Below are 21,382 nucleotides of genomic sequence, written 5' to 3'. Positions count from 1 at the left end.
CGCCCGACCATGCCTGCTCCTACCGCGCCGACGCCACCGAGTGAAGTGGCCGTTCGTACCAGCCCGCTGGCGGCCTGGGTGCTGGTGCCTTTCCTGGCGGCGGGGCTGTTGTCCTGTGCCTGGCTGATGGTCAAAGGGCCGATCAGTTTCCTGCCGGCCAAGGTCGACAGCGATATGCTGCTGCACGGTGACGTGACCCATCGGTTTGCCAAGGAGCTGGCCAAGGCGCCGATGGCGATCCAGGCCGCTAACCTTGAGCGCGGCGGCAGTTGGCTGGCGTTTGGCGACACCGGGCCGCGTGTGCGCCAGGGCTGCCCGGGCTGGCTGTTTATCAGCGATGAACTGCGCATCAACCGTCACGCCGAGGCCAACGCGCAGACCAAGGCTCAGGCGGTGATCGACCTGCACAAGCAGCTGGGCAACAGAGGCATCGACCTGCAAGTGGTGGTGGTGCCAGACAAGAGCCGCATTGCTGCCGCCGAGCGTTGTGGCCTGTACCGCCCAGCTGTGCTCGACAGCCGGATTCAGAGTTGGACCGGTGTGTTGCAGGCCGCTGGTGTTTCCGCGCTGGACCTGACCGACACCCTGAAACCCTTGGGCGCCGAGGCGTATCTGCGCACCGACACCCACTGGAGCGAGATCGGCTCCAACGCCGGTGCGAAGGCCCTGGCGCAGCGCATCCAGCAGCGCGGCATCCAGGCCACGCCGGAGCAGGCGTTCGACATCACCCAGGCGCCGCTCGCGGTGCGTCCCGGTGACCTGGTGCGCCTGGCCGGCCTGGATTGGCTGCCGCCGAAGTTGCAACCGCCAGGGGAGTCGGTCGCGGCGAGCAGCGCCCATGAAACAGGCGGTACCACCAGCAATGCCGACGACCTGTTTGGCGACGCGGGCCTGCCGAATGTGGCGCTGATCGGCACGTCGTTCTCGCGCAACTCCAACTTCGTCGGCTTCCTGCAAAAAGCCCTGAATGCACCGGTGGGTAATTTCAGCAAAGACGGCGGTGAATTTTCCGGCGCGGCCAAAGCCTATTTTGAGAGCCCGGCGTTCAAACAGACGCCGCCCAAGCTGTTGATTTGGGAGATTCCCGAGCGGGACCTGCAAACGCCGTACGATCCGATCACTGTAGGTCAGTAATTTGACGAATTGCCGCCTGTCTAAAAAATAGGCAGCTATACCACCAAAATAATGACACTTTGATGGGGCTGTAACAGAATGCTTGCACAGAGACGCACACAAAAAGACCTGCGGTAAGCCCTCGCCTTTCTTGCCGACCCCTCACGTCTTTAAGATGCGCCGTGTGGAGTTCAGGCCATGAGCCTTACTGATCGAATTTTCTGTCTGCTAGGCAAGGATGTCGCCCGAGATCCCCAAGGATTGAATGCGCGCCTGCATTTCTTTGGCAGCATTCCCGTCGATGACCGCACCCCCTTTCCCCCTCCCAGTGCCAATGAACACGCCCCGCCGGTGCAGGTGATGGCGCAGCGCCCGAAAGTCGTGGCGTTGGTGTCGATCAATGGCGGCGTGGGTCGCAGCACCCTGGCTGCGGCGTTGAGCAGCGGCTTGCAGCGCCAGGGCGAATCGGTGGTCGCGCTGGACCTGGACCCGCAAAACGCCTTGCGCCATCACTTCGGGGTGAGCGCAGCGTTGCCGGGGATCGGGCGCACCAGCCTGCAGCACGGCCAGTGGCGCCCACTTCAACAAGCCGGTTTCGCCGGCTGCCAGATGATTGCCTTTGGTGACACCACCGAGCAACAACAGGAAAACCTGCACCGCTGGCTCAAGCAGGAAACCGGTTGGCTGGCGCGGCACGTCGCGGACCTTGGCCTGAACGAGCGGCAAACGTTGATCATCGATACGCAGGCCGGCAATAACGTGTATTTCCATCAAGCGCTGAGCATCGCCGATGTGGTGGTGGTCGTGGCGCAGGCGGATGCCGCTTCCCTGGGTACCCTCGACCAGATGGAGGTATTGCTCGCGCCGTACCTGGCGCACCCTAAGGCGCCGCGTGTTCATTACGTGATCAACCAGCTGGATGAGGACAATGCCTTCAGCCTGGACATGCTCGAAGCCTTCAAGCAGCGCTTGGGCAGTGCCCCGATGGAAGTGCATCACGACGCAGCGATCAGCGAAGCGCTGGCCTTTGGCACCGACCCGTTGGACAGCCCAACGATCAGCCTGGCGTGTGACGATATCAACGACCTGTGCCGGCTGTTGAAGGCGCCTAAAAAAACCGCCTGAAGCGCGGTTTATACGCTTAACGCGCGATGCTTATGCACAATCGGTTGGTTGGGCCTGTCACGAAACAGCCATTTTGTGGAGCCGTTCTCAACACGCTGCAACTGCCTGTTTTGTGTGCATTTTATTTTATGAACAAAAAATGACCAGCAGGCCTTTTGGGCTGTAGCGCTGATGGCTACAGCCTCCGTAAAGAATTCATCAACAGAGTTATCCACAGGGCGTAACACGAAGAGTTTGCCCCTTAATCGCGCTCGGCCAGCACCATCAGGTTACGCGGGGTCAGGGCCGGTTCGCAGAAGGTGCCTATTTCAACCATGTAGCCTGCTTCCTTCAGGAAAAGTGCCCGGTCCAGCACCAGCCACATCTCCAGTGGGCGCCGAAACAGCCCACGCACCAGTTCCAGGTTGCGCACCTGCGCCAAGCGCTGCCAGCCGTGGGCTTCCAGCGCGTCCCAATCTTGCTCGCCTGTGGATAACCCTTTGAGGGTTGCCAGGGCCTGGCAGTACTCGGCAAACGGCTTGCCCAGCCAACTGGCGGGCAGGGAGGGGGTGGGCAGGTAGTCGTCACACCCGCGCAACTGGCGTTGCAGATGGTCGAACCCCAGGCGCCGGGCCATCGACACGTCGCGTTGCTGGCGCACCCGTGCGCCCGCCGTAACGGTTTCGCTCAACGGCAGGCCCAAGTCATCCACTGACAGCTGCAAGGCCGAAGCACGTCCCACAGCGGACAGCGCTTGATAGCGCTCGGCACCGATGCGGTTGTAGCAGCAGGGCGCCACTGCCAGTTGTTTGCAGCCTGCGGCGCTGGCCAACTGCAACAGGCGCACGTGCAAATCGCCGCAGGCATGCAGGGCAACGGGGGTGTGCTCGGGGCTTATCGCCACGTTCGCCATGACGTCTTGCAGGGTGTGGGTCGCGGGCAAGTGATGGTGATCACTCAGGGCCTGGCCTGCGGCAATCAGCGCTGGGTCGTATTCCAGGCAGGTCAGTCGCTGGCCGGGTTGCAACAGGCGACGGCCGAGGTGGCCTTTGCCGGCGCACCAGTCCAGCCAGTGCCGGGGTGTGTCGGTAAAGGTCAGGGCGGCGCCGAACGCTTCGATCTGTTGCCACTTGCGCCCGGGCACATCGACGTTCAAGCGAGGGCGAGCAGGCGCCAAGGGCTGCGTCGATAACTTATCCACAGCACTGAGCTGGCGTGCTCTAGCGGCCAGCTGTGGAAAAGGTGCCGGCGCGGGCAGGTCATGGGGTTGGTTGTGACTGGTTTCGGCGTCGTCCAACGAGCGTTGGCGCAGCCACCTGGCGAGCTCCGGATGCTCGGTTTCCCAGGGCAAGTGCTGGTGCGTGAAGGGCCGTGGTCGCCACAGCCCTTGGTGCTCGATCAGGAACGCGTCCAGTGCCTGGAAGCGTGCCTCAGCGTCCTTGGCTAGCATCGACGCGCAGCCAGCGTTCCAGCAGTTTGAAGCCACGCACCAGGATGTAGGCCATCAGCAGGTAGAACAGGCCGGCGGCGAAGAAGATCTCCACCGGCAAGTACGTGCGGGCAATGATGGTCCGCGCCATGCCGGTCAGTTCCAGCAGCGTCACGGTACTGGCCAGGGCACTGGCCTTGAGCATCAGGATCACTTCGTTGCTGTAGGCCGGCAGGCCGATGCGCGAGGCGCGAGGCAGGATGATGTAGAACAGCGTCTTGGGCTTGGACATGCCCAGGGCGCGCGCCGCTTCGATCTCACCCGGCGGAATGGCCTGGATGGCGCCCCGCAGGATCTCGGCGATATACGCGGCGGTGTGCAGGGTCATGGTGGCGGTGGCACACCAGAACGGATCGCGTAGGTAGGGCCACATGAAGCTTTCGCGCACCGTGTCGAACTGCGCCAGGCCGTAGTAGACCAGGAACAGTTGCACCAGCAGCGGCGTGCCACGGAAGAAGAAGATGTAGGCGTAGGGCAGGGCGCTCACGTACCAGCGGCGCGACGAGCGGGCGATGCCCAACGGAATCGCCAGCAACAGGCCGGCGATCACGGCAATGGCCACCAACTCCAGGGTCAGGGTTGCGCCTTGGGCGAGTTTGGGCAGCCATTTGATGATCACGGCCCAGTTCAGGCCCAGGTCAAAATGCGACAGCCAGCTGTAGTCACCGCTCATTGGGTGCTCCTTGCAAAGCCGCGGGCGGCGCGTTTTTCCAGGAAGTGCATGCCGGTCATGGCCAGCACGGTAAGGCCCAGGTACATGAAGGCCGCCACCATGAAGAAGGTGAACGGTTGCTTGGTGACGGTCACGCCGATCTGCGCATGACGCATGATTTCTTCAAGGCCGATCACCGAGACCAGCGCGGTGTCCTTCATCAGGATCATGAACAGGTTGCCCAGGCCCGGCAGGGCGATGCGCCACATCTGCGGCATGATCAACCGGGTGAAAATCCGCAGCTTCGACAGCCCCAGCGCCACACCCGCTTCGCGGTGGCCCTTGGGAATGGCGAGGATTGCGCCACGGAACACTTCGGTGGCGTAGGCGCCAAAGCACAGGCCCAGGGCGATGACCCCGGCGGCAAAGGCACTGAGGGAAAGGTCGGGGTTGCCGAAGAACTCACCGAGGGCGCGCATCAGGTTGACGGTGCCGAAGTAGATCAGCAGCACCCACAGCAATTCGGGAATGCCGCGAACGATCGTCGAGTAGGCACCGCCCAGCCATTGCAGTGGCTTGTACGGGGAAGTCTTGGCCAAGGCGCCGGCAAGGCCCAGCACCAGCCCCAGGCACAGGGCCGTGAGCGCCAGTTTGACGGTCATCAGCGCGCCAGCGGCAAGCGCCGGGCCGAATCCGTAGAGGTCGAAATTCATGGTGTTTTCATATCGCAAGGCATTGCTAGAAGCCGACGCGCTCAGGTGAGCGCGTCGGGCAAGTCGCTCAGGTCATTCGATGCTGAACGGGAAGTACTTGTCGTTGATCTTCTTGTAGGTGCCGTCTGCCTTGATCTCTGCCAGGGCTTTGTTCAGGCGCTCGCGCAGCGGGTCGCCCTTGCGCACGGCGATACCGATCTTGTCGCTCTCTACCACCGGGTCGCCTTTGAACTCATAGGCCGAACCGTCTTTGCTCTTGAGCCATTCGTACTGCACGTACTTGTCGGCGAGGATGCCGTCGAGGCGGCCGGACGTCAGGTCGAGGTAGGCGTTTTCCTGGGTGTCATACAGCTTGGCGGTGGTGTCCGGCAGCTTGTCTTCCAGGTAGGTGCCGGCCAGCGTCGCGCGTTGGGCGCCGATGGTCTTGCCCTTCAGGTAAGCGGCGTCGGTCTTGAAGTCTGCGGTGGCCTTGGGCGCGATGAATTGCAGCTTGTTGGAGTAGTACGGGTCGGTGAAGTCGACGGCCTGCTTGCGTTCATCGGTGATGGACAGCGAGGACACCAGGAAGTCGAACTTCTTGGCGTTCAAGGCCGGGATGATGCCGTCCCAGTCGGACACATACACTTCGCACTTCTCGACTTTCATCTTGGCGCACAGGGCGTCGCCGATGTCTTTGTCGAAGCCGACGACGTTGCCGCTGGCGTCTTTATTGTTGAACGGCGGGTAGGCCGCTTCGATCCCCATTTTCAAGGTTTCTGCCATGGCCGTGGCGCTGAACGCCATCGAGACGGCCGCGGCCAGAAGGAATTTTTTATAGTTCTGCATGCATGTTGCTCCGTTAGCGGTTGCTGGACATGAATTGTTTGCAGCGCGCCGAAAGCGGGTTTTCAAACACCTGCTGTGGCGATCCTTGCTCTTCGACCAGGCCCTGGTGCAGGAACACCACCTCACTGGAAACCTGGCGGGCGAAGCCCATCTCGTGGGTGACCAGCAGCATGGTGCGGCCTTCTTCGGCCAGCGCGCGGATCACATTAAGTACTTCCTGGACCATTTCCGGGTCAAGGGCGGAAGTGGGCTCGTCAAACAGGATGACCTTGGGCTGCATCGCCAGGGTGCGCGCGATGGCCGCCCGTTGTTGCTGGCCGCCGGACAATTGCGCGGGGTAGGCGTGGCGCTTGTCGGCGATGCCGACCTTGGCCAGCAAGGCTTCAGCCACTTCGATGGCTTCGGCCTTGCTCTGGCCGAGCACGCGACGCGGGGCCTCGATGATATTGTCGAGGATGCTCATGTGCGGCCACAGGTTAAAGTTTTGAAACACAAAACCGATTTCGCTGCGCAGGCGGTTGATCTGCTTGCCGTCGGCGGCGTGCAGTTCGCCGTTCTTGGCGGCCTTGAGCTTGAGTTCTTCGCCGGCCACCAGGATCTGGCCCTGGTGCGGATTTTCCAGCAGGTTGATGCAGCGCAGGAAGGTGGACTTGCCGGAACCGGAGGAACCCAGGATCGAGATCACGTCGCCGTCGCGAGCGGTCAGCGAGATACCTTTGAGTACCTCCAGCTCACCATAGCGTTTATGCAAGTTGCGGATTTCAAGCGCGGGCGTGGCCTCAGCCATGTGGGGTCCTCAATGTGTTCGTTGCGTTCTTCGCTGTTGGGCCGCCTTCCTGGCGAGGCGCCAAGCTAGCATAGGGTTTGGATGACAGCCAACAGCGCTGCGGACGGTAAACGGGTGGTCTGCGGCAGGGTGTCGCATCGGCACAGCAGCGTGTCGCGCCATCAACAACCAAACAGCCGTTTGAACCCGGAAAACCACAGGTTTCGCGTAAAAAAGGGCGCGATGGTGCCAGCTTTGGACGGGGGTTGGAAGGGTTAACCGGGCAAACGGTGCATATCAGCCCTTTTATGGGGCGTCACGCACTTTTTGTGTGTGTTTTTGGTGCGCTCGTTCGTCTTTAAAGTGAGTCGCACGGTAACGCTATAGCGGAATGCCATTGTTCTCAAGGACTTGCGATTGCTGTTGAAGTGCGCTGCAGCCCGCGTCAATTGCGGCTCTGTAACATTTTGGCGCAAATCTTGCGTAAAAAATAAAGAACGCCCTGTTGGATTCTTTTCACGAGAAAGACTGCAGGCCGGGCGGACCGTTTTCGCAATTCCTCGCAAAGGTGTGTCAATGAGTAGTACGCAAAGCTCCAATGACCTCGAACAGGGGCTCAAACCGCGCCACGTCACCATGCTGTCGATTGCCGGCGTTATTGGTGCCGGTTTGTTTGTCGGCTCTGGCCACGCGATTGCTGCCGCCGGCCCCGCCGTACTGCTGGCTTATGCCGCAGCGGGCACGCTGGTGGTGCTGGTGATGCGCATGCTGGCCGAAATGGCCGTGGCGTCTCCCGACACCGGCTCGTTCTCTACTTATGCCGACCGCGCGATCGGTCACTGGGCCGGTTTCACCATCGGCTGGCTGTACTGGTGGTTCTGGGTGTTGGTGATTCCCCTGGAAGCCAACGCCGCCGCAACCATCCTGCATGCCTGGTTCCCTGACGTGGCCATCTGGGTGTTTACCCTGGTCATTACCTTGTTGCTGACGGCCACCAACCTGTTCAGCGTGAAGAACTACGGCGAGTTCGAGTTCTGGTTCGCGTTGATCAAGGTGGTGGCGATTGTCGGCTTCGTGATCCTGGGTCTGGCCGCGATTTTCGGCTTCTTGCCCACCAGCCAGGTCAGCGGCGTTTCGCACCTGTTCGACACCCAAGGCTTCATGCCAAACGGCATGGGCGCGGTATTGGCCGCGATCCTGACCACCATGTTCTCGTTCATGGGCACCGAGATCGTGACCATCGCGGCCGCAGAGTCGAAGAACCCGGGCCAGCAAATCACCAAGGCCACCAACTCAGTGATCTGGCGGATCGGTTTGTTCTACCTGCTGTCGATCTTCATCGTGGTGTCCCTGGTGCCATGGAACGATCCGACCCTGGCAGCCGTTGGCTCCTACCAGACCGTGCTGGAACGCATGGGCATCCCAAATGCCAAGTTGATTGTCGACTTGGTGGTCTTGGTTGCCGTGACCAGCTGCCTCAACTCGGCGCTGTATACCGCATCGCGCATGCTGTTCTCCCTGGGCCGTCGCGGTGACGCCCCGGCCGTGGCCAAGCGCACCAACAAGAGCGGCACGCCTTACTGGGCGGTTCTGCTATCGACCGGTGCAGCGTTCCTGGCGGTATTCGCCAACTACGTGGCGCCTGCGGCGGTGTTCGAATTCCTGCTGGCCAGCTCCGGCGCCATTGCGCTGCTGGTGTACCTGGTGATCGCGGTCTCGCAACTGCGCATGCGCCAGAAGCGTACGGCGGCGGGTGAGAAGATTGTCTTCAAGATGTGGCTGTTCCCAGGCCTGACCTACGCGGTGATGGTGTTCATCGTGGGCACGCTGACCATCATGCTGTTCCAGGAAGCGCATCGGGTCGAGATCATCGCGACCGGAATCTTGAGCTTGCTGGTGGTGCTGGCTGGGTTGATTGTGTCGAGCCGTCGAAAGGCCCAGCGCGTGGGTGCTGCGGTACTTAATTGACACCTCACTGTAGGAGCCGGCTTGCCGGCGATGGCGTCCTCAAGGGCCCTATCGCCGGCAAGCCGGCTCCTACAGGGTTAGGGTTGTGTCAGGGCCTGGGAGGCTGCGACGTAGTCCGCCTGGAACTGCGGCGACTCAATCCACGCCAGCGCTGCGGCTTCATCCTCGGTGTCGGTGACCCACTGCCGGTATTCGATCAACGCCGCCAGAATGAAATCGGTGGCTTCCTCTTCGCCTTCCTGCTCCAACACCACGGCCAGCAACGGGTGGGACAGGAATGCGGCACACAGTGCCTGCTGGCTGGTCTCGCCGGCGGTGCGCATCTCTACGAACAACTCGGTCAAATCCACTGACTCAAGGTCAATGCGGCTGTCATCGCCGGCAAAGGCGTCCGGCTTGGTCGCGACGGCGCGTTGGGTGCGGTTCTGCTTGGCCTTGGCCTTTGCCCGGTGGGCGCGTTTTTGCTGCTTGTTCGGCGAAGCCATGGGCTCAACGTCCTGAGGTGTGTATCTGGGTGGCGTATTGAAGCGCAGGTTGGCGTAAATCCCAAGGGCTTCTAGGCGCGTTCCGTCACCCTGTGCCCGGGCGTGCCGTGCGCCAACTCGCCCTGTTGCAGCCACGCCAGTGCGATTGGCCATAAACGGTCCTGATACTGGCTGCGGAAAAACGCGAAATGCCCGACCTCTTTTTCGCCAATATCCTGCGGGGCGATGCGCAAGTGAGTGCGTTCGCTGTTCTTGAAATACCCCAGCAAGCGGTCGACAGCCGCCACTGTTCCGAACGGGTCGTCGGTGATGCTGATCGCCAGTACCTGTGCCTTCACCCGGGCGAAGGGCAAGTCTGCCAGGGCGCGCCCGCTGGGTCGTGTTTCATAGGTGGCCGTTGGCGTGCTCCAGTCCCGTACCACGCCGGCTGGCGTGTCTTCCAGCCAACCCATGCGCTTGCCGGGAAAGTACCCGCACACGGCCGTTACCAGTGGCATCACCACATGCCATTTGCCGAACATTTTCCAGCGTCCGTTCGCCTGGTAATCACGCCAGTAGGCGAACTGTGCGCCCACCGTCACGATCCGTCGAATTGCCGCCCCTGAGGCACCCAGCCCTGCGGCACACCCGCCAAAGCTGTGCGCGACCACATCAATCGGCTGCCCGGGAAACTCCCGCTGCGCGCGCTGCAACATCGCTTCGAAATCCAGAACGCCCCAATCCGACCATGACGCCTTGAACCCCCGCAGCGAGCCCGCCCGTGACTCGCCGATGCCACGGTAGTCGTACGTGATGACGTCAAAGCCGTTGGCAAACAGGTAATCGGCAAAGCGTGAGTAATGGCGGCAGCGTACGGAGGTGGCGGCGTTGATGATCACGACGGGGCGCGTCAGGTCTGTGCGGACATGGCGCCAGGTAAAACCACCGAGGAGGTGGCCGTCGGCAGCGGGCTCGCGAAAGGTTTCGGGGGCAGGTTGGGCTGGCAGATTCATAGGGCGGCTCGGTATGTGCGCTTTCAATGTGGGTTTGAAGGCCCGCGCGCTTTTTTATCAGTTCCCCGAAATTAGCAAATTTGGCAGAGTCTTTGCGCAAAAAAACGTGCGTTGCTCGACCTTGGCCTGCCGCATGCTTAGGCTGATGTTCTTTCGATCCAGCAGAGTCAGCCAATGACCCGCGACACCCTCGAGCGCAATCAGATCCCCGTCTACTTAGCCACCGTCTTCCTGGCCGCCCTGTTCGGCCTGCTTGTTCCTTCTGTGGCTCATGGTTTAGGCACGCTGGTCACGCCGGCTATCGCAGTGCTGATGTACGCGATGTTCCTGCAAATACCCTTTCTTGATTTGCGCGAAGGGTTGAGTAACAAGCGCTTCATATCCGCCCTGTTGCTGGCCAATTTCATTCTTGTGCCGTTGCTGGTCTGGGTGCTGACCCGTGGGCTCGCGGAGCGCCCGGCACTGCTGGTCGGTGCTTTATTGGTGTTGCTCACGCCGTGTATCGACTACGTGGTGGTGTTCACCCATATCGGCAAGGGCGATTCGCGGTTGATGCTGGCGGCGACGCCGGTGTTGCTATTGCTGCAATTGGCGTTGTTGCCGGTGTACCTGGGTTTCATGCTTGGGGCGCAATCGAAAGTGGTGGTGGCGGTCGGGCCGTTTGTCGAGGCATTCCTGCTGCTGATTGTGGTGCCCATGGTGTTGGCTGTGCTGACCACGTCCCTGGCGCGACGATCCAGGATTGTCAGCGCGTGGAACGACGCCTGGGCCTGGCTACCGGTGCCGGCAATGGCGTTGGTGCTGTTTGTGGTGATTGGCTCGCAGATCACCTCGGTGGTGCGGGATATTGCCCTGGTGTTGCCGGTGGTCCCGGTGTACATCGGTTTCTTGCTGCTGGCGCCGTTGATGGGGGGGCTGGCTTCGCGGCTGTTTGCACTGCCTGCGACGACGGCGCGGGCGGTGACGTTCAGCGCGTCCACCCGCAATTCACTGGTGGTGTTGCCGCTGGCGCTGGCTTTGCCCGAGGACGTGCGTGGGCTGGCCGCAACGGTGGTGATCCTGCAAACCCTCATCGAGCTGGTGGGGGAGCTACTCTACATCCGGTTGATTCCGATGCTCGTATGGCCCGCAGGTCGGTAAACCCGCAATTGTTCGGGTTTGTTCAGGCGTTATTCAGGGTTGCCATCGGCAACATGCGTCAGCGCACCCAACCTGAAAGGACAGCCGATGGACCACCGCAACCGCTTTCGCCTGGAGTCCCTGGGCATTTTCCTGATGGCTTTGTTGCTGTTTACCCTGGGCATCTGGGACCAGCAGCCCCAAGGGTTTGACGGGCGCTGGGCGCTGTTCCTGCAAGAAATGTTTCGCCATGGCGCGAGCCTGTTCCCCACCACCTACGGCCAGCCTTACGCGGATTATCCGGGTACGGCGACCTTCTTCAGCTTTGTAGTTGCCCGCCTGTTTGGCGCGCCGAATCACTTGGCGAACGTGCTGCCCACGGCGCTCGCCTCAGCGGGCGTGGTTGCCCTGATCTATCGTTTGCTGGCGCCGTCCAATCGCCCTTGGGCGTTGCTCACCGTCTTGCTGACGTTGCTCACGACCCAGCTGCTCGAGAAGTCGCGCTCGGTGTGCCTGGATCAGATGGTCGCGCTGCTGTGCGTGGGCAGTTTCTACCTGTTGCACAGTGGTGAGCGTCTAGGGTCGCGCTTGAGGCAGTTGGCGGTATTCCCGCTGTTTGTCCTGGCGTTCGCGATTCGTGGGCCGTTGGGGCTGATCGAGGTGTGCGGCGTGGTGTGTGTGTACTGGGCGTTGGGCAAGCCCGGGGAGCGGGTCAAGCAGGTGTTGATCCATGGGGGCGTCGGCCTGGTCTTGCTCACGGCGTGCTGGTGGGCCTTGATGAAGCTGGCGCGCATCAGTGGTGGCGATGCTTTCGCTGACGCCGTATTCAAGATGCAGGTAGGAGGGCGCCTGGATGAGATTGGCGAGCCGTTCTACTTCTACTTCCAGCTGAGCCTGTATCGCTATTTCCCGGTAGTACCGCTGGCGTTGGCCACCATGATTGCGCTGCGTCATCGTTGGCCTGAGCGCTGGGAAAATAATGATCTGCAGCTGATGCTGCGTCTCGGCGCTTGCGGCCTGATGATTCTGCTCGGGCTGTCGGTGCCGCATTTCAAACGTGCCTACTACATTCTGCCGATGGTACCGATGTTTGCCGCTGTCGCCGCCTATGGGCTGCTCCAGGCGCAAGGCTGGTTGATCGGCGTGCGCCGATGCTACGAATGGCTTGTCGCCGCGCTACCGGCGTTGTGCGTGGTTGTGGTGTTTGTCTGCCGGCACGGGTGGCAGAGGCATGGTTACTGGCCTGACGTTTCGTTGCCGCTGCTGATCGGGGGGCTGGTGATCCTGCAAGTGGCAGCGTTGGTCGTGTGGCGGCGGGCGGGCCGGTTGGTGTGGCTCAGCCTGATCGCATTGGCGGCGCAATGGTTGCTGCTGGTGACCGTGGTAGAGCCGGCCAAGGACCTGCAGTTCGATACCCGGCAGTTTGTCGGCCAGGTCGAAGCGCTTCGCGTGTCGACGCCCGGGCCGTTGGTGTTCGTCGACCTGGGTCGAGACACCTGGGCGGTGCGCTACATGATGAACCTGGATCACGACGAGCAGCCGCTGTTTGTCGGGCGTAACGAGCTTGAGAAGCTCGCGGCGCTGCCTCGGCCGTCGTGGGTCATTGTGGCGCGCAAGGAGGCCGCGCTGTTGAGCGGGACGCCCATGGAGACGATGGCACCGAGTTTTGAAGGCCGCTTGAATGACAACCCGTTGATGGTGTTTTTGCTCAAGTGAATGGGCGGTCACCCTGATGTGTGAGCGCGGCTGACAAAATGCACGAGGGCGATGCACCATCGCCCTTGATCAAATCCATAAATCGCAGGCAACAAAAAACCCGCTCTAGGCGGGTTTTTTGTGTGCTTTCACGTGATGTTGACACCACCTGAAAGCTGAAGGTGGTGCCCAGAGACGGAATCGAACCGCCGACACGGGGATTTTCAATCCCCTGCTCTACCGACTGAGCTATCTGGGCAACGGGGCGCATTAAACGGGTTTTTCAGGGGGTCGTCAAGCAAGTTTTCGAAAAATATTTAATTATTACCGTCGCTTACGTGCTGACCCCGGTTTTTGATCAATTATTGAGCAGGTGGGACGTAGCCATCGGCCTTGGCGTAATCTTCGCCGGAAAAGAACTTGTCCATCTCGCCTGCCAGGTATTTACGATCTTCGGCATTCATCATGTTCAGGCGTTTTTCGTTGATCAGCAGGGTCTGGTGTTTCAGCCAATCGGCCCACGCCTGGGCGGAGACGTGGTCGAACACATCCTGGCCCTTGGCACCCGGGTAAGGAGGGCGTTCCAGGCCTGGCAATTCTTCTTTGTACTTGCGGCACATTACGGTGCGGGTCATGACGACTCTCCTGCATTCAATACATCGGCCGCGCGCTTCAGCAGTTTTTTCACCGGGGCGGCAAGGCCCAGGCGCGGCGGGGTGGCGAGGTTATACCAGAGCCAGTCGGCCTCGGCCACGTGATGGGCGGATTCCTCGACCCGCACCAGCCAGGGTTCGATGGCCAGCTGGAAGTGGCTGAAGGTGTGGATCAGTCCCGGCAGTTCCTGTTGTCCGCCCAGCGCCAGTGCGTGCTGGTTGGCGAGGTGTTCCAGGTCTTGCAGGTCATCCAGCTCCGGCAGGCTCCACAGGCCGCCCCACAGGCCGGTGGACGGGCGACGGTAAAGCAGGATCGCGCCCTCGGCGTTGGCCAGCATCGGCATCAGCGTGCGTTTCTGCGGGATGGTCTTGCGCGGCTTGGGGATCGGGTAGCGCGTCTCCAGGCCGAGCATGTGGGCTTCGCAGCCTTTTTCCAGGGGGCACAGCAGGCAACTGGGCTTGCTGCGGGTGCAGAGGGTGGCGCCCATGTCCATCATCGCCTGGGTGTAGGCGTTGACGCGATCGTGGGGCGTGAAGCGCTCTGCGGTGGCCCACAGCTGCTTGGCCACCTTCGGCTCGCCCGGGTAACCCTCCTGCGCCGTAAAGCGCGCCAGCACGCGCTTGACGTTGCCGTCGAGGATCGGCGCCCGCAGGCCCATGCTCAGGCTGGCGATTGCGCCTGCAGTAGACAGACCGATGCCAGGCAGCTCGGTGAGCTTCTCGACATCCTTGGGAAATTCGCCGCCGTATTCGGCCACCACGATCTTGGCGGTCTTCTGCAGGTTGCGCGCCCGGGTGTAGTAACCCAGGCCGGTCCACAGGTGCAGCACCTCATCTTCCGGCGCGGCCGCCAGGGCTTCGACCGTCGGCAGCGAGGCCATGAAACGGTCGAAGTAATTGAGTACGGTGCTCACCTGGGTCTGTTGCAGCATGATCTCCGAAACCCACACCCGGTAGGGCGTGATGCCCTGTTGCCAGGGCAGGTCATGGCGACCATGGCGGTCGTACCAGTCCAGCACCGCCGTTGAAAACTGCTCGTTTCTCATCGCTTGAACAGGCCCTTCAAAGCGTCTTTAAGTTGCGGGTTGACCTTGTCGAGCTTCTCTTCCAGTTTGTCGCTCAGCTTGTTGCCCGCGGCCTTGATGGCGACTTGGGTCAAGCCGTCCTTGTCCAGCCGGCAAGCCTTGGCACCCAGTTCCAGGGGGCCACGGCAGCGCAGCGGTACTTCGATGTTCTGGAAGTTGGCGCCCACCTGGCACGCTGGGTCCGGTACGTCGCGTTGGTCGCCTTCGACGATGATGCCAACGCGGTAGTCCATGCCCAGCACGCGCAGGTCGATGTCACCGTTGCCGTTGACGGTCAGGCCAGGGATGCGGACTTTCAGGTCCGGGTTGTTGGCCACGCCGCTGCGGAACGTCAGGTTGCCGCGCAGTTCCTGGAACGGGGTGTCCTTGCCTTGTGGCGTGGTGCTCAATGACTTGCGGTTGAGCAGGGCGATGCCGGTGCACAGTTGCTGTTCAAGGTTGGCGTTGAGCAGCACGCCGTTGTTGATCACAAAGCTTGCCGTGCCGTTGAGGCTGTCGATCAGCGCCTTCTGGCTGTTGCCGCGACCGGTCAGGTTGCTGTCGAGGGTGATCTGGCCTTTCACCGGCGGGTTTTGCCCCTGGGCTTGCAGGATGCGTTCAACCGGCACTTGCTTGATATGGCTTTGCAGCGCGAGTACCGGAATGTCCTGGCGCACATCGAGCGAGCCGTTGGCCTGGAAGGTGCCGTTGTAGAGCCCGCCGCTGAGGGTGTCGAGCTTGAGCTGACCATCGATGCCGGAGGCTTTCAGTGCGGCGTTCTGGATCGGCAGTTTGCTCAGGGTCAGTTGGCCGAAGGACAAATCGGCGTTCACGTCCAGGGTGCGCAAGCGCGTCAGGGGCAGCAGCTTGTCGGTGCTCCAGGCGCCTTTGGTCGGGGCGTCCGGCAGCGGGGTGGTGCCACCGGCGGCCATGGCGCCGGCTTCGCTGTTCTGCACTTCCGCCTGGCGTGCGGCGCTGGCGCCTTTGGCGGACTCGGACTTGGCCGGCAGGTAGTTGTCGGCGTTGAAGGTGTCGCCCTTGAGTTGCACCCGCAGGGACTGCTTGGCGAAATCATCCACGGCAACGCGGCCGGTGAAGGTGCTGCCGTCGAGCTTGAGGTTCAGGTCTTCCAGGGCCACGCTGGTGGGCGTGCCCTTGAGGCGGCTGACCAGCTCGACTTTGCTCAGGCTGCCCTCGGCCATGGCCGGCAACGGGTGGCCAATGCTGTCGAGGAACTTGGCCAGGTCGAACTGGGCAATGGACAGGGCACCGCTCACTTGCGGCGTCTTGTTCAGGTCGTTGACCTTCACTTCGCCCAGGGCGCGCAGCTGGTTGGCCGACAGCTTGAGGTTGGTCCACTCGGCAATGTTGGCCGCCAGGTCTACCAGCAACTGGCCCTGGGTGGAGAACGTCACAGTCTTGTCTTGCAGGGGCTCGCCGGTGGCTTCGCCGCTGAGCTTCATGTCTTCGAACTGGTAGCGCTTGAGCGCACGCTGGATGCGCAGGTTGCCGTTCAGCTCGGTCTTGACGCGCATCAGCGGCTGGTTGGTGCCCAGGAATGCGGTGAGCTTCAGCGGGATGCTCGCGCCTTCGTGCACGGCGCCGGCGCTCAGCTGGATGCTTTCGGCACTGTATTGCTTGCCGGTCTGCTCATCGTTGTATTCAACGCGGGCGTTGTTGATGGTCAGGCTGTCGATGTCCAGGCGGATTGGCTTCGGCGGTTTCTCCGGCTCGGCTTCGGCAGGTTTCTCAGCAGGCGTCGGCGCGCCGGCAGTGGTCTCGCTCACGTTCTTGCCGATGTCTTCCCAGTTGCCGTGGCCTTGCTTGTCGCGGCTCAGGCGCAGGTTCAGGCCCTCTACGCGAACGTCGCTCATCTGCACTTCTCGGCGCAGCAGCGGCAGCACGCGCACGGACAGGCCGAGCATCTGCAGGTCGGCGAACGGTTGGGTCGGGTTGGTCATGGTCGCCACACTGGCTTCATGCAACTCCAGGCCCAGCCAGGGGAACAGGCTCCAGCCGATATCGCCATTGAGCGTCAGCTCGATGTGGGCCTTGTCGCGGGCAATCTGGCGAATCTCGTCTTTGTAATCGTTGGGATCGAAGAGGTGGGTCAGGGCAAAGCCCAGGGCCACAATGATCAGCAACAGCCCGAGAAGTACCAGACCCAGGATTTTGCCGAACGCTTTCATGGGCGAGTCCTTGTATGTCGAATTCAAAATTTAGCCGCAGAGTATAACGCCCGACGGCTCACGTCAGTGCCCGGATCGTTACATTGTATCCAGCGCCCGGGGAACGGGATTCTGGCGTCAAACAAAACAGATTTCCCGAAAAAGGTGATATCAGTTTGGTTTTTCTGTCATCCACTGGTGCTAATCTGCGCAGGTTCGTCTGTCGTCTGCGACATAGCGTCGCGTTTAAATGGAGCTTTACTCAACAACAACGGCCAACGCTCTGCGTGCAAGGTCGAGGGAGAGAGCGCCTGACGGGCACATACTAATAACTGGGGGAAACACCAATGAGCACTAGCACTGCGGCAGGCCATACTGCCGCACAGCCTGCGTTCCTGTCCAAGGAGCGCATCATCGCCAAGCCAGGCTTCAACCGCTGGCTGGTTCCGCCGGCCGCCCTGGCCATTCACCTGTGCATCGGCATGGCCTACGGTTTCTCGGTGTTCTGGCTGCCGCTGTCCAAGGCGCTGGGCATCACCGCACCGGTCGCCTGCGCGCCTGACATGAGCTTCATCGCGCAAGTCTTCTCGTCCCAATGCGACTGGCCCATCTCCATGCTGGGCTGGATCTACACCCTGTTCTTCATCTTCCTGGGCTGTTCGGCAGCGATCTGGGGCGGCTGGCTGGAACACGCCGGGCCACGCAAGGCTGGCGTTGTATCGGCACTGTGCTGGTGTGGCGGCCTGTTGATCTCGGCGTTGGGTATCTATACCCACCAGATCTGGCTGATGTGGATCGGCTCCGGCGTCATTGGCGGTATCGGCCTGGGCCTGGGCTACATTTCGCCGGTGTCGACCCTGATCAAGTGGTTCCCGGACAAGCGCGGCATGGCTACTGGCATGGCGATCATGGGCTTCGGCGGCGGCGCGATGGTCGGCGCTCCCCTGGCGGCAGCACTGATGGGCCACTTCGCAACGCCAACCAGCGTCGGCGTCTGGCAGAGCTTCCTGGTGATGGCTGCGATCTATTTCGTGTTCATGATCGGTGGCGCGCTGTCCTACCGTGTTCCGCCGACCGGCTGGAAGCCTGAGGGCTGGACTGCGCCGGCGAAAAAAGCCAGCAACGCGATGATCACCCACCGTCACGTCCACGTGAACGTGGCCTGGAAAACCCCGCAATTCCGCCTGGTATGGCTGGTGCTGTGCCTGAACGTTTCCGCCGGTATCGGCATCCTCGGCATGGCCTCGCCCCTGCTGCAAGAAGTGTTCGGCGGCAAGCTGTTGGGCGTGGATGTGCCGTTCGGCCAGCTGGACGCCGGTCAACTGGCGTCCATCGCGGCGATCGCGGCGGGCTTCACCGGTCTGTTGAGCCTGTTCAACATCGGTGGACGGTTCTTCTGGGCGTCGTTCTCCGACTACCTGGGCCGTAAAAACACCTATTTCGTGTTCTTCGCCCTGGGCTTTGCCCTGTACGCGCTGATCCCGAACCTGGGGCACCTGGGCAACGTGGCGCTGTTCGTGGCGGCGTTCTGCATCATCCTGTCGATGTACGGCGGTGGTTTTGCGACTGTTCCGGCTTACCTGGCCGACCTGTTCGGCACCCAGATGGTGGGCGCGATCCACGGCCGCCTGCTGACGGCCTGGGCTGCTGCGGGCGTACTGGGCCCGGTGTTGGTGAACTACCTGCGTGAATATCAACTGAGCATCGGCGTGGAACGCGCTGCCGCCTACGACATCACCCTGTACATCCTGGCTGGCCTGCTGGTGCTGGGCTTCCTCTGCAACCTGCTGGTTCGCCCGGTGGCCGACAAGTACTTCATGACCGACGCCGAACTGGCCGCCGAACAGGCGCTGGGCCACGACAAAGGCGCGGATGCCACCACTTCCCTGGAGTGGAAAGCCGCGTCCGGCACCGTGCCATTGGCCATTGCGGCCTGGCTGGTAGTGGGCATCCCGCTGGCGTGGGGCGTGTGGGTCACCCTGCAGAAAACCGCCGTACTGTTCAACTGATGTAAACCCCTGTAGGAGCCGGCTTGTTGTGGCGAGGGAGCTTGCTCCCGCTGGGTCGCGAAGCGACCCCAATAGATTCACCGTGATGCTGCGGTGAGAGATGTTGGGGTGCTACGCAGCCCGGCGCGGGGCAAGCCCGCTCACTACAATGAGTCGGCTTTTGCTTGTATGCACATGTCTATCCCCGACATTCCTCGCTTCAACTCGTCAGTCTTATCCCCTCCGATGTTTCTGTTTGGCGCCCGCGCCCCTATAATGGCTGCCTTTTTCGCCCAATGATTTTGCGGAGCTGGTGATGGCCGAACGTAAGGCGTCCGTCGAGCGCGACACTCTGGAAACCCAGATCAAAGCCTCGATCAACCTGGATGGCACCGGAAAGGCCCGATTTGATATCGGTGTACCTTTTCTTGAGCACATGCTGGACCAGATCGCCCGTCACGGGCTGATCGACCTGGATATCGTCAGCAAGGGCGACCTGCACATCGACGACCACCACACGGTGGAAGACGTGGGCATCACCCTCGGCCAGGCGTTTGCCAAGGCCATCGGCGACAAGAAAGGCATCCGTCGCTACGGCCATGCCTATGTCCCGCTGGACGAAGCGCTGTCGCGCGTGGTTATCGATTTTTCCGGCCGCCCAGGCCTGCAGATGCACGTGCCCTACACCCGCGCCACCGTGGGCGGCTTCGACGTCGACCTGTTCCAGGAATTCTTCCAGGGGTTCGTCAACCACGCACTCGTCAGCTTGCACATCGACAACCTGCGCGGCACCAACACCCACCACCAGATCGAAACCGTGTTCAAGGCTTTCGGCCGCGCGCTGCGCATGGCTGTGGAGCTGGATGAGCGCATGGCCGGGCAAATGCCTTCGACCAAGGGCGTCCTGTAATGCAAACCGTCGCGGTTATCGATTACGGCATGGGTAACCTGCACTCGGTGGCCAAGGCCCTCGAGCACGTAGGTGCCGGCAAGGTGCTGATTACCAGCGATGCCAACGTGATTCGCGAAGCCGACCGGGTGGTGTTCCCGGGCGTTGGCGCGATTCGCGACTGCATGGCCGAGATCCGCCGCCTGGGCTTTGACAGCCTGGTGCGTGAAGTCAGCCAGGACCGCCCGTTTCTCGGCATCTGCGTGGGCATGCAAGCCTTGCTCGACCGCAGTGAAGAGAACGATGGCGTCGACTGCATCGGCCTGTTCCCGGGTCAGGTGAAGTTCTTCGGCAAAGATCTGCATGAAGACGGCGCCCACCTGAAAGTCCCGCACATGGGCTGGAACGAAGTCAGCCAGACAGTGGATCACCCGCTGTGGCACAACATTCCGGACCTGGCGCATTTCTACTTCGTGCACAGCTACTACATCGCCGCCGGTAACCCGCGCCAGGTGGTGGGTGGCGGGCATTACGGCGTCGATTTTGCCGCCGCACTGGCTGAAGGTTCGCGCTTTGCCGTGCAGTTCCACCCGGAGAAGAGCCATACCCATGGCCTGCAATTGCTGCAGAACTTCGCGGCGTGGGACGGTCGCTGGTAAATGGCCAAGAAGCCGAAGCTGCCGATCCTGAACCTCACGCCCGAACAGGAGCGTGAGGCGACGCAGAAGATCAAGCGCTTCATGGAAGACCGCTTCGAGCTCAGCCTGGGCTCGTTCGAGGTCGCCGAGATTCTTGAGCTGTTTACCACCGAAGTTGCGCCGCACTATTACAACAGGGCGATTTTCGACACGCAGACGCTCCTTAAGGAAAGGTTCGAAAGCATCGAAAGCGACCTGTGGTCGCTTGAGAAACCCTGATTTCCCAAGCATTGCTGAATATCGAATAAGGTTTGCCAGATGCTGATTATCCCCGCTATCGATCTCAAGGACGGCGCTTGTGTACGCCTGCGCCAAGGCCGCATGGAAGACTCCACCGTGTTTTCCGATGACCCGGTGAGCATGGCTGCCAAATGGGTGGAAGGGGGCTGCCGTCGCCTGCATCTGGTAGACCTGAACGGCGCCTTCGAAGGCCAGCCAGTCAACGGTGAAGTGGTCACTGCGATCGCCAAGCGCTACCCGAACCTGCCGATCCAGATCGGTGGCGGTATCCGCTCCCTGGAAACCATCGAGCACTACGTCAAGGCGGGCGTGAGCTACGTGATCATCGGCACCAAGGCCGTGAAAGACCCGGCCTTCGTCGCCGAAGCCTGCCGCGCGTTCCCGGGCAAGGTCATCGTAGGCCTGGACGCCAAGGACGGTTTCGTCGCCACCGACGGCTGGGCTGAGATCAGCACCGTGCAGGTGATCGACCTGGCCAAGCAGTTCGAAGCCGACGGCGTGTCCGCCATCGTTTATACCGACATCGCCAAAGACGGCATGATGCAGGGCTGTAACGTACCGTTCACCGCTGCCCTGGCGGCCGCGACCAGGATTCCGGTGATCGCTTCCGGTGGCATTCACAACCTGGGTGACATCAAGTCGCTGCTGGACGCCAAAGCGCCCGGCATCATCGGCGCCATCACCGGCCGCGCGATCTATGAAGGCACCCTGGACGTCGCCGAAGCCCAGGCTTACTGCGACGCCTACAACGGCTGAGGACT

Annotated in this window: 20 protein-coding genes and 1 tRNA gene; 10 read left to right on the top strand and 11 right to left on the bottom strand. The window is 61.6% G+C overall.

From position 1 onward, the window contains the following. Window positions 1–9: 9 nt before the first annotated feature. Window positions 10–1,134 (top strand): alginate O-acetyltransferase AlgX-related protein, encoded by a 1,125-nt coding sequence (locus ACVWVP_RS08110; protein WP_457405159.1) that lies wholly within the window; start codon window positions 10–12, stop codon window positions 1,132–1,134. A 177-nt stretch (window positions 1,135–1,311) separates the two neighbouring features. Beyond that, the gene (gene bcsQ / locus ACVWVP_RS08105) at window positions 1,312–2,238 is read left to right on the top strand and encodes a cellulose biosynthesis protein BcsQ (protein WP_457405157.1); all 927 of its coding nucleotides are present in this window, start codon (window positions 1,312–1,314) and stop codon (window positions 2,236–2,238) included. Window positions 2,239–2,479: 241 nt separating this feature from the next. On the opposite strand, the gene ACVWVP_RS08100 is transcribed toward bcsQ, so the two are convergent. The 5 genes from ACVWVP_RS08100 to ACVWVP_RS08080 form a co-directional block, all read right to left on the bottom strand. Next, entirely contained in the window at window positions 2,480–3,667 is a 1,188-nt protein-coding gene (locus ACVWVP_RS08100) for a methyltransferase (RefSeq protein WP_457405156.1), read from the bottom strand. Further along, window positions 3,648–4,337: an ABC transporter permease gene (locus ACVWVP_RS08095; protein WP_259172908.1), complete on the bottom strand. Its 690-nt coding sequence runs from the start codon at window positions 4,335–4,337 to the stop codon at window positions 3,648–3,650. Before ACVWVP_RS08095 ends, ACVWVP_RS08100 begins: the two co-directional genes overlap by 20 nt. Window positions 4,338–4,375: 38 nt before the next feature. Then, a complete protein-coding gene (locus ACVWVP_RS08090; RefSeq protein ID WP_178918530.1) occupies window positions 4,376–5,071 on the bottom strand; it encodes an ABC transporter permease in 696 nt (231 codons plus the stop codon). 72 nt (window positions 5,072–5,143) lie between these two features. Next, entirely contained in the window at window positions 5,144–5,896 is a 753-nt protein-coding gene (locus ACVWVP_RS08085; protein ID WP_060754625.1) for an ABC transporter substrate-binding protein, read from the bottom strand. A 13-nt stretch (window positions 5,897–5,909) separates the two neighbouring features. Further along, entirely contained in the window at window positions 5,910–6,683 is a 774-nt protein-coding gene (locus ACVWVP_RS08080) for an ABC transporter ATP-binding protein (protein ID WP_178918531.1), read from the bottom strand. 555 nt (window positions 6,684–7,238) lie between these two features. Between ACVWVP_RS08080 and gabP the strand changes: the two genes are divergently transcribed. Then, entirely contained in the window at window positions 7,239–8,630 is a 1,392-nt protein-coding gene (gabP, locus tag ACVWVP_RS08075) for a GABA permease (RefSeq protein ID WP_259172779.1), read from the top strand. Between the two features lie 77 nt (window positions 8,631–8,707). On the opposite strand, the gene ACVWVP_RS08070 is transcribed toward gabP, so the two are convergent. Then, a complete protein-coding gene (locus ACVWVP_RS08070; RefSeq protein ID WP_178918533.1) occupies window positions 8,708–9,115 on the bottom strand; it encodes a hypothetical protein in 408 nt (135 codons plus the stop codon). A gap of 71 nt (window positions 9,116–9,186) precedes the next feature. Further along, a complete protein-coding gene (locus ACVWVP_RS08065) occupies window positions 9,187–10,107 on the bottom strand; it encodes an alpha/beta hydrolase family protein (RefSeq protein ID WP_178918534.1) in 921 nt (306 codons plus the stop codon). 174 nt (window positions 10,108–10,281) lie between these two features. On the opposite strand from ACVWVP_RS08065, the gene ACVWVP_RS08060 reads away from it, so the two are divergent. Together ACVWVP_RS08060 and ACVWVP_RS08055 are read left to right on the top strand one after the other, a co-directional pair. Beyond that, a complete protein-coding gene (locus tag ACVWVP_RS08060; RefSeq protein ID WP_457405153.1) occupies window positions 10,282–11,247 on the top strand; it encodes an arsenic resistance protein in 966 nt (321 codons plus the stop codon). A gap of 87 nt (window positions 11,248–11,334) precedes the next feature. Then, window positions 11,335–12,942 (top strand): ArnT family glycosyltransferase, encoded by a 1,608-nt coding sequence (locus ACVWVP_RS08055; RefSeq protein ID WP_457405151.1) that lies wholly within the window; start codon window positions 11,335–11,337, stop codon window positions 12,940–12,942. Window positions 12,943–13,104: 162 nt separating this feature from the next. Here the strand turns inward: ACVWVP_RS08055 and ACVWVP_RS08050 are convergent. The 4 genes from ACVWVP_RS08050 to ACVWVP_RS08035 form a co-directional block, all read right to left on the bottom strand. Continuing rightward, window positions 13,105–13,180 (bottom strand) — tRNA-Phe (locus ACVWVP_RS08050). 103 nt (window positions 13,181–13,283) lie between these two features. Beyond that, window positions 13,284–13,556 (bottom strand): oxidative damage protection protein, encoded by a 273-nt coding sequence (locus ACVWVP_RS08045; protein ID WP_176997294.1) that lies wholly within the window; start codon window positions 13,554–13,556, stop codon window positions 13,284–13,286. Further along, window positions 13,553–14,620, bottom strand: a complete 1,068-nt coding sequence (gene mutY / locus ACVWVP_RS08040) for an A/G-specific adenine glycosylase (RefSeq protein ID WP_457405148.1) — start codon at window positions 14,618–14,620, stop codon at window positions 13,553–13,555. Before mutY ends, ACVWVP_RS08045 begins: the two co-directional genes overlap by 4 nt. After that, a complete protein-coding gene (locus ACVWVP_RS08035) occupies window positions 14,617–16,827 on the bottom strand; it encodes an AsmA family protein (RefSeq protein ID WP_457405146.1) in 2,211 nt (736 codons plus the stop codon). Before ACVWVP_RS08035 ends, mutY begins: the two co-directional genes overlap by 4 nt. Window positions 16,828–17,153: 326 nt before the next feature. On the opposite strand from ACVWVP_RS08035, the gene ACVWVP_RS08030 reads away from it, so the two are divergent. The 5 genes from ACVWVP_RS08030 (at window position 17,154) to hisA (ending at window position 21,377) form a co-directional block, all read left to right on the top strand. After that, on the top strand, window positions 17,154–18,815 hold the full coding sequence (locus ACVWVP_RS08030) for an OFA family MFS transporter (RefSeq protein WP_457405143.1): 1,662 nt from the start codon (window positions 17,154–17,156) through the stop codon (window positions 18,813–18,815). Window positions 18,816–19,110: 295 nt separating this feature from the next. Beyond that, window positions 19,111–19,704, top strand: a complete 594-nt coding sequence (gene hisB / locus ACVWVP_RS08025) for an imidazoleglycerol-phosphate dehydratase HisB (protein ID WP_017849940.1) — start codon at window positions 19,111–19,113, stop codon at window positions 19,702–19,704. Next, on the top strand, window positions 19,704–20,342 hold the full coding sequence (gene hisH / locus ACVWVP_RS08020) for an imidazole glycerol phosphate synthase subunit HisH (RefSeq protein WP_457405141.1): 639 nt from the start codon (window positions 19,704–19,706) through the stop codon (window positions 20,340–20,342). Before hisB ends, hisH begins: the two co-directional genes overlap by 1 nt. Further along, window positions 20,343–20,600 carry a DUF2164 domain-containing protein gene (locus ACVWVP_RS08015; RefSeq protein ID WP_178918542.1) on the top strand — a complete coding sequence of 86 codons (258 nt, stop codon included), beginning with the start codon at window positions 20,343–20,345 and terminating at the stop codon, window positions 20,598–20,600. A 39-nt stretch (window positions 20,601–20,639) separates the two neighbouring features. Beyond that, a complete protein-coding gene (gene hisA / locus ACVWVP_RS08010) occupies window positions 20,640–21,377 on the top strand; it encodes a 1-(5-phosphoribosyl)-5-[(5-phosphoribosylamino)methylideneamino]imidazole-4-carboxamide isomerase (protein ID WP_008435688.1) in 738 nt (245 codons plus the stop codon). Window positions 21,378–21,382: the final 5 nt, after the last annotated feature.

This window comes from Pseudomonas sp. TE24901 (genome assembly GCF_054058375.1).
Note: the sequence above shows the minus strand (reverse complement) of the source record. Positions and strands in the feature narration are given on the sequence as shown.

What these genes read in the sequence shown, in the direction of transcription:
- ACVWVP_RS08045 (WP_176997294.1), bottom strand. Translation starts at nt 13,556, where the DNA reads ATGACCCGCACCGTAATGTGCCGCAAGTACAAAGAAGAATTGCCAGGC.
- ACVWVP_RS08110 (WP_457405159.1), top strand. Translation starts at nt 10, where the DNA reads ATGCCTGCTCCTACCGCGCCGACGCCACCGAGTGAAGTGGCCGTTCGT.
- ACVWVP_RS08060 (WP_457405153.1), top strand. Translation starts at nt 10,282, where the DNA reads ATGACCCGCGACACCCTCGAGCGCAATCAGATCCCCGTCTACTTAGCC.
- bcsQ (WP_457405157.1), top strand. Translation starts at nt 1,312, where the DNA reads ATGAGCCTTACTGATCGAATTTTCTGTCTGCTAGGCAAGGATGTCGCC.
- hisA (WP_008435688.1), top strand. Translation starts at nt 20,640, where the DNA reads ATGCTGATTATCCCCGCTATCGATCTCAAGGACGGCGCTTGTGTACGC.
- ACVWVP_RS08085 (WP_060754625.1), bottom strand. Translation starts at nt 5,896, where the DNA reads ATGCAGAACTATAAAAAATTCCTTCTGGCCGCGGCCGTCTCGATGGCG.
- ACVWVP_RS08080 (WP_178918531.1), bottom strand. Translation starts at nt 6,683, where the DNA reads ATGGCTGAGGCCACGCCCGCGCTTGAAATCCGCAACTTGCATAAACGC.
- ACVWVP_RS08100 (WP_457405156.1), bottom strand. Translation starts at nt 3,667, where the DNA reads ATGCTAGCCAAGGACGCTGAGGCACGCTTCCAGGCACTGGACGCGTTC.
- ACVWVP_RS08015 (WP_178918542.1), top strand. Translation starts at nt 20,343, where the DNA reads ATGGCCAAGAAGCCGAAGCTGCCGATCCTGAACCTCACGCCCGAACAG.
- ACVWVP_RS08090 (WP_178918530.1), bottom strand. Translation starts at nt 5,071, where the DNA reads ATGAATTTCGACCTCTACGGATTCGGCCCGGCGCTTGCCGCTGGCGCG.
- ACVWVP_RS08055 (WP_457405151.1), top strand. Translation starts at nt 11,335, where the DNA reads ATGGACCACCGCAACCGCTTTCGCCTGGAGTCCCTGGGCATTTTCCTG.
- gabP (WP_259172779.1), top strand. Translation starts at nt 7,239, where the DNA reads ATGAGTAGTACGCAAAGCTCCAATGACCTCGAACAGGGGCTCAAACCG.
- ACVWVP_RS08065 (WP_178918534.1), bottom strand. Translation starts at nt 10,107, where the DNA reads ATGAATCTGCCAGCCCAACCTGCCCCCGAAACCTTTCGCGAGCCCGCT.
- ACVWVP_RS08070 (WP_178918533.1), bottom strand. Translation starts at nt 9,115, where the DNA reads ATGGCTTCGCCGAACAAGCAGCAAAAACGCGCCCACCGGGCAAAGGCC.
- mutY (WP_457405148.1), bottom strand. Translation starts at nt 14,620, where the DNA reads ATGAGAAACGAGCAGTTTTCAACGGCGGTGCTGGACTGGTACGACCGC.
- hisH (WP_457405141.1), top strand. Translation starts at nt 19,704, where the DNA reads ATGCAAACCGTCGCGGTTATCGATTACGGCATGGGTAACCTGCACTCG.
- ACVWVP_RS08035 (WP_457405146.1), bottom strand. Translation starts at nt 16,827, where the DNA reads ATGAAAGCGTTCGGCAAAATCCTGGGTCTGGTACTTCTCGGGCTGTTG.
- ACVWVP_RS08030 (WP_457405143.1), top strand. Translation starts at nt 17,154, where the DNA reads ATGAGCACTAGCACTGCGGCAGGCCATACTGCCGCACAGCCTGCGTTC.
- hisB (WP_017849940.1), top strand. Translation starts at nt 19,111, where the DNA reads ATGGCCGAACGTAAGGCGTCCGTCGAGCGCGACACTCTGGAAACCCAG.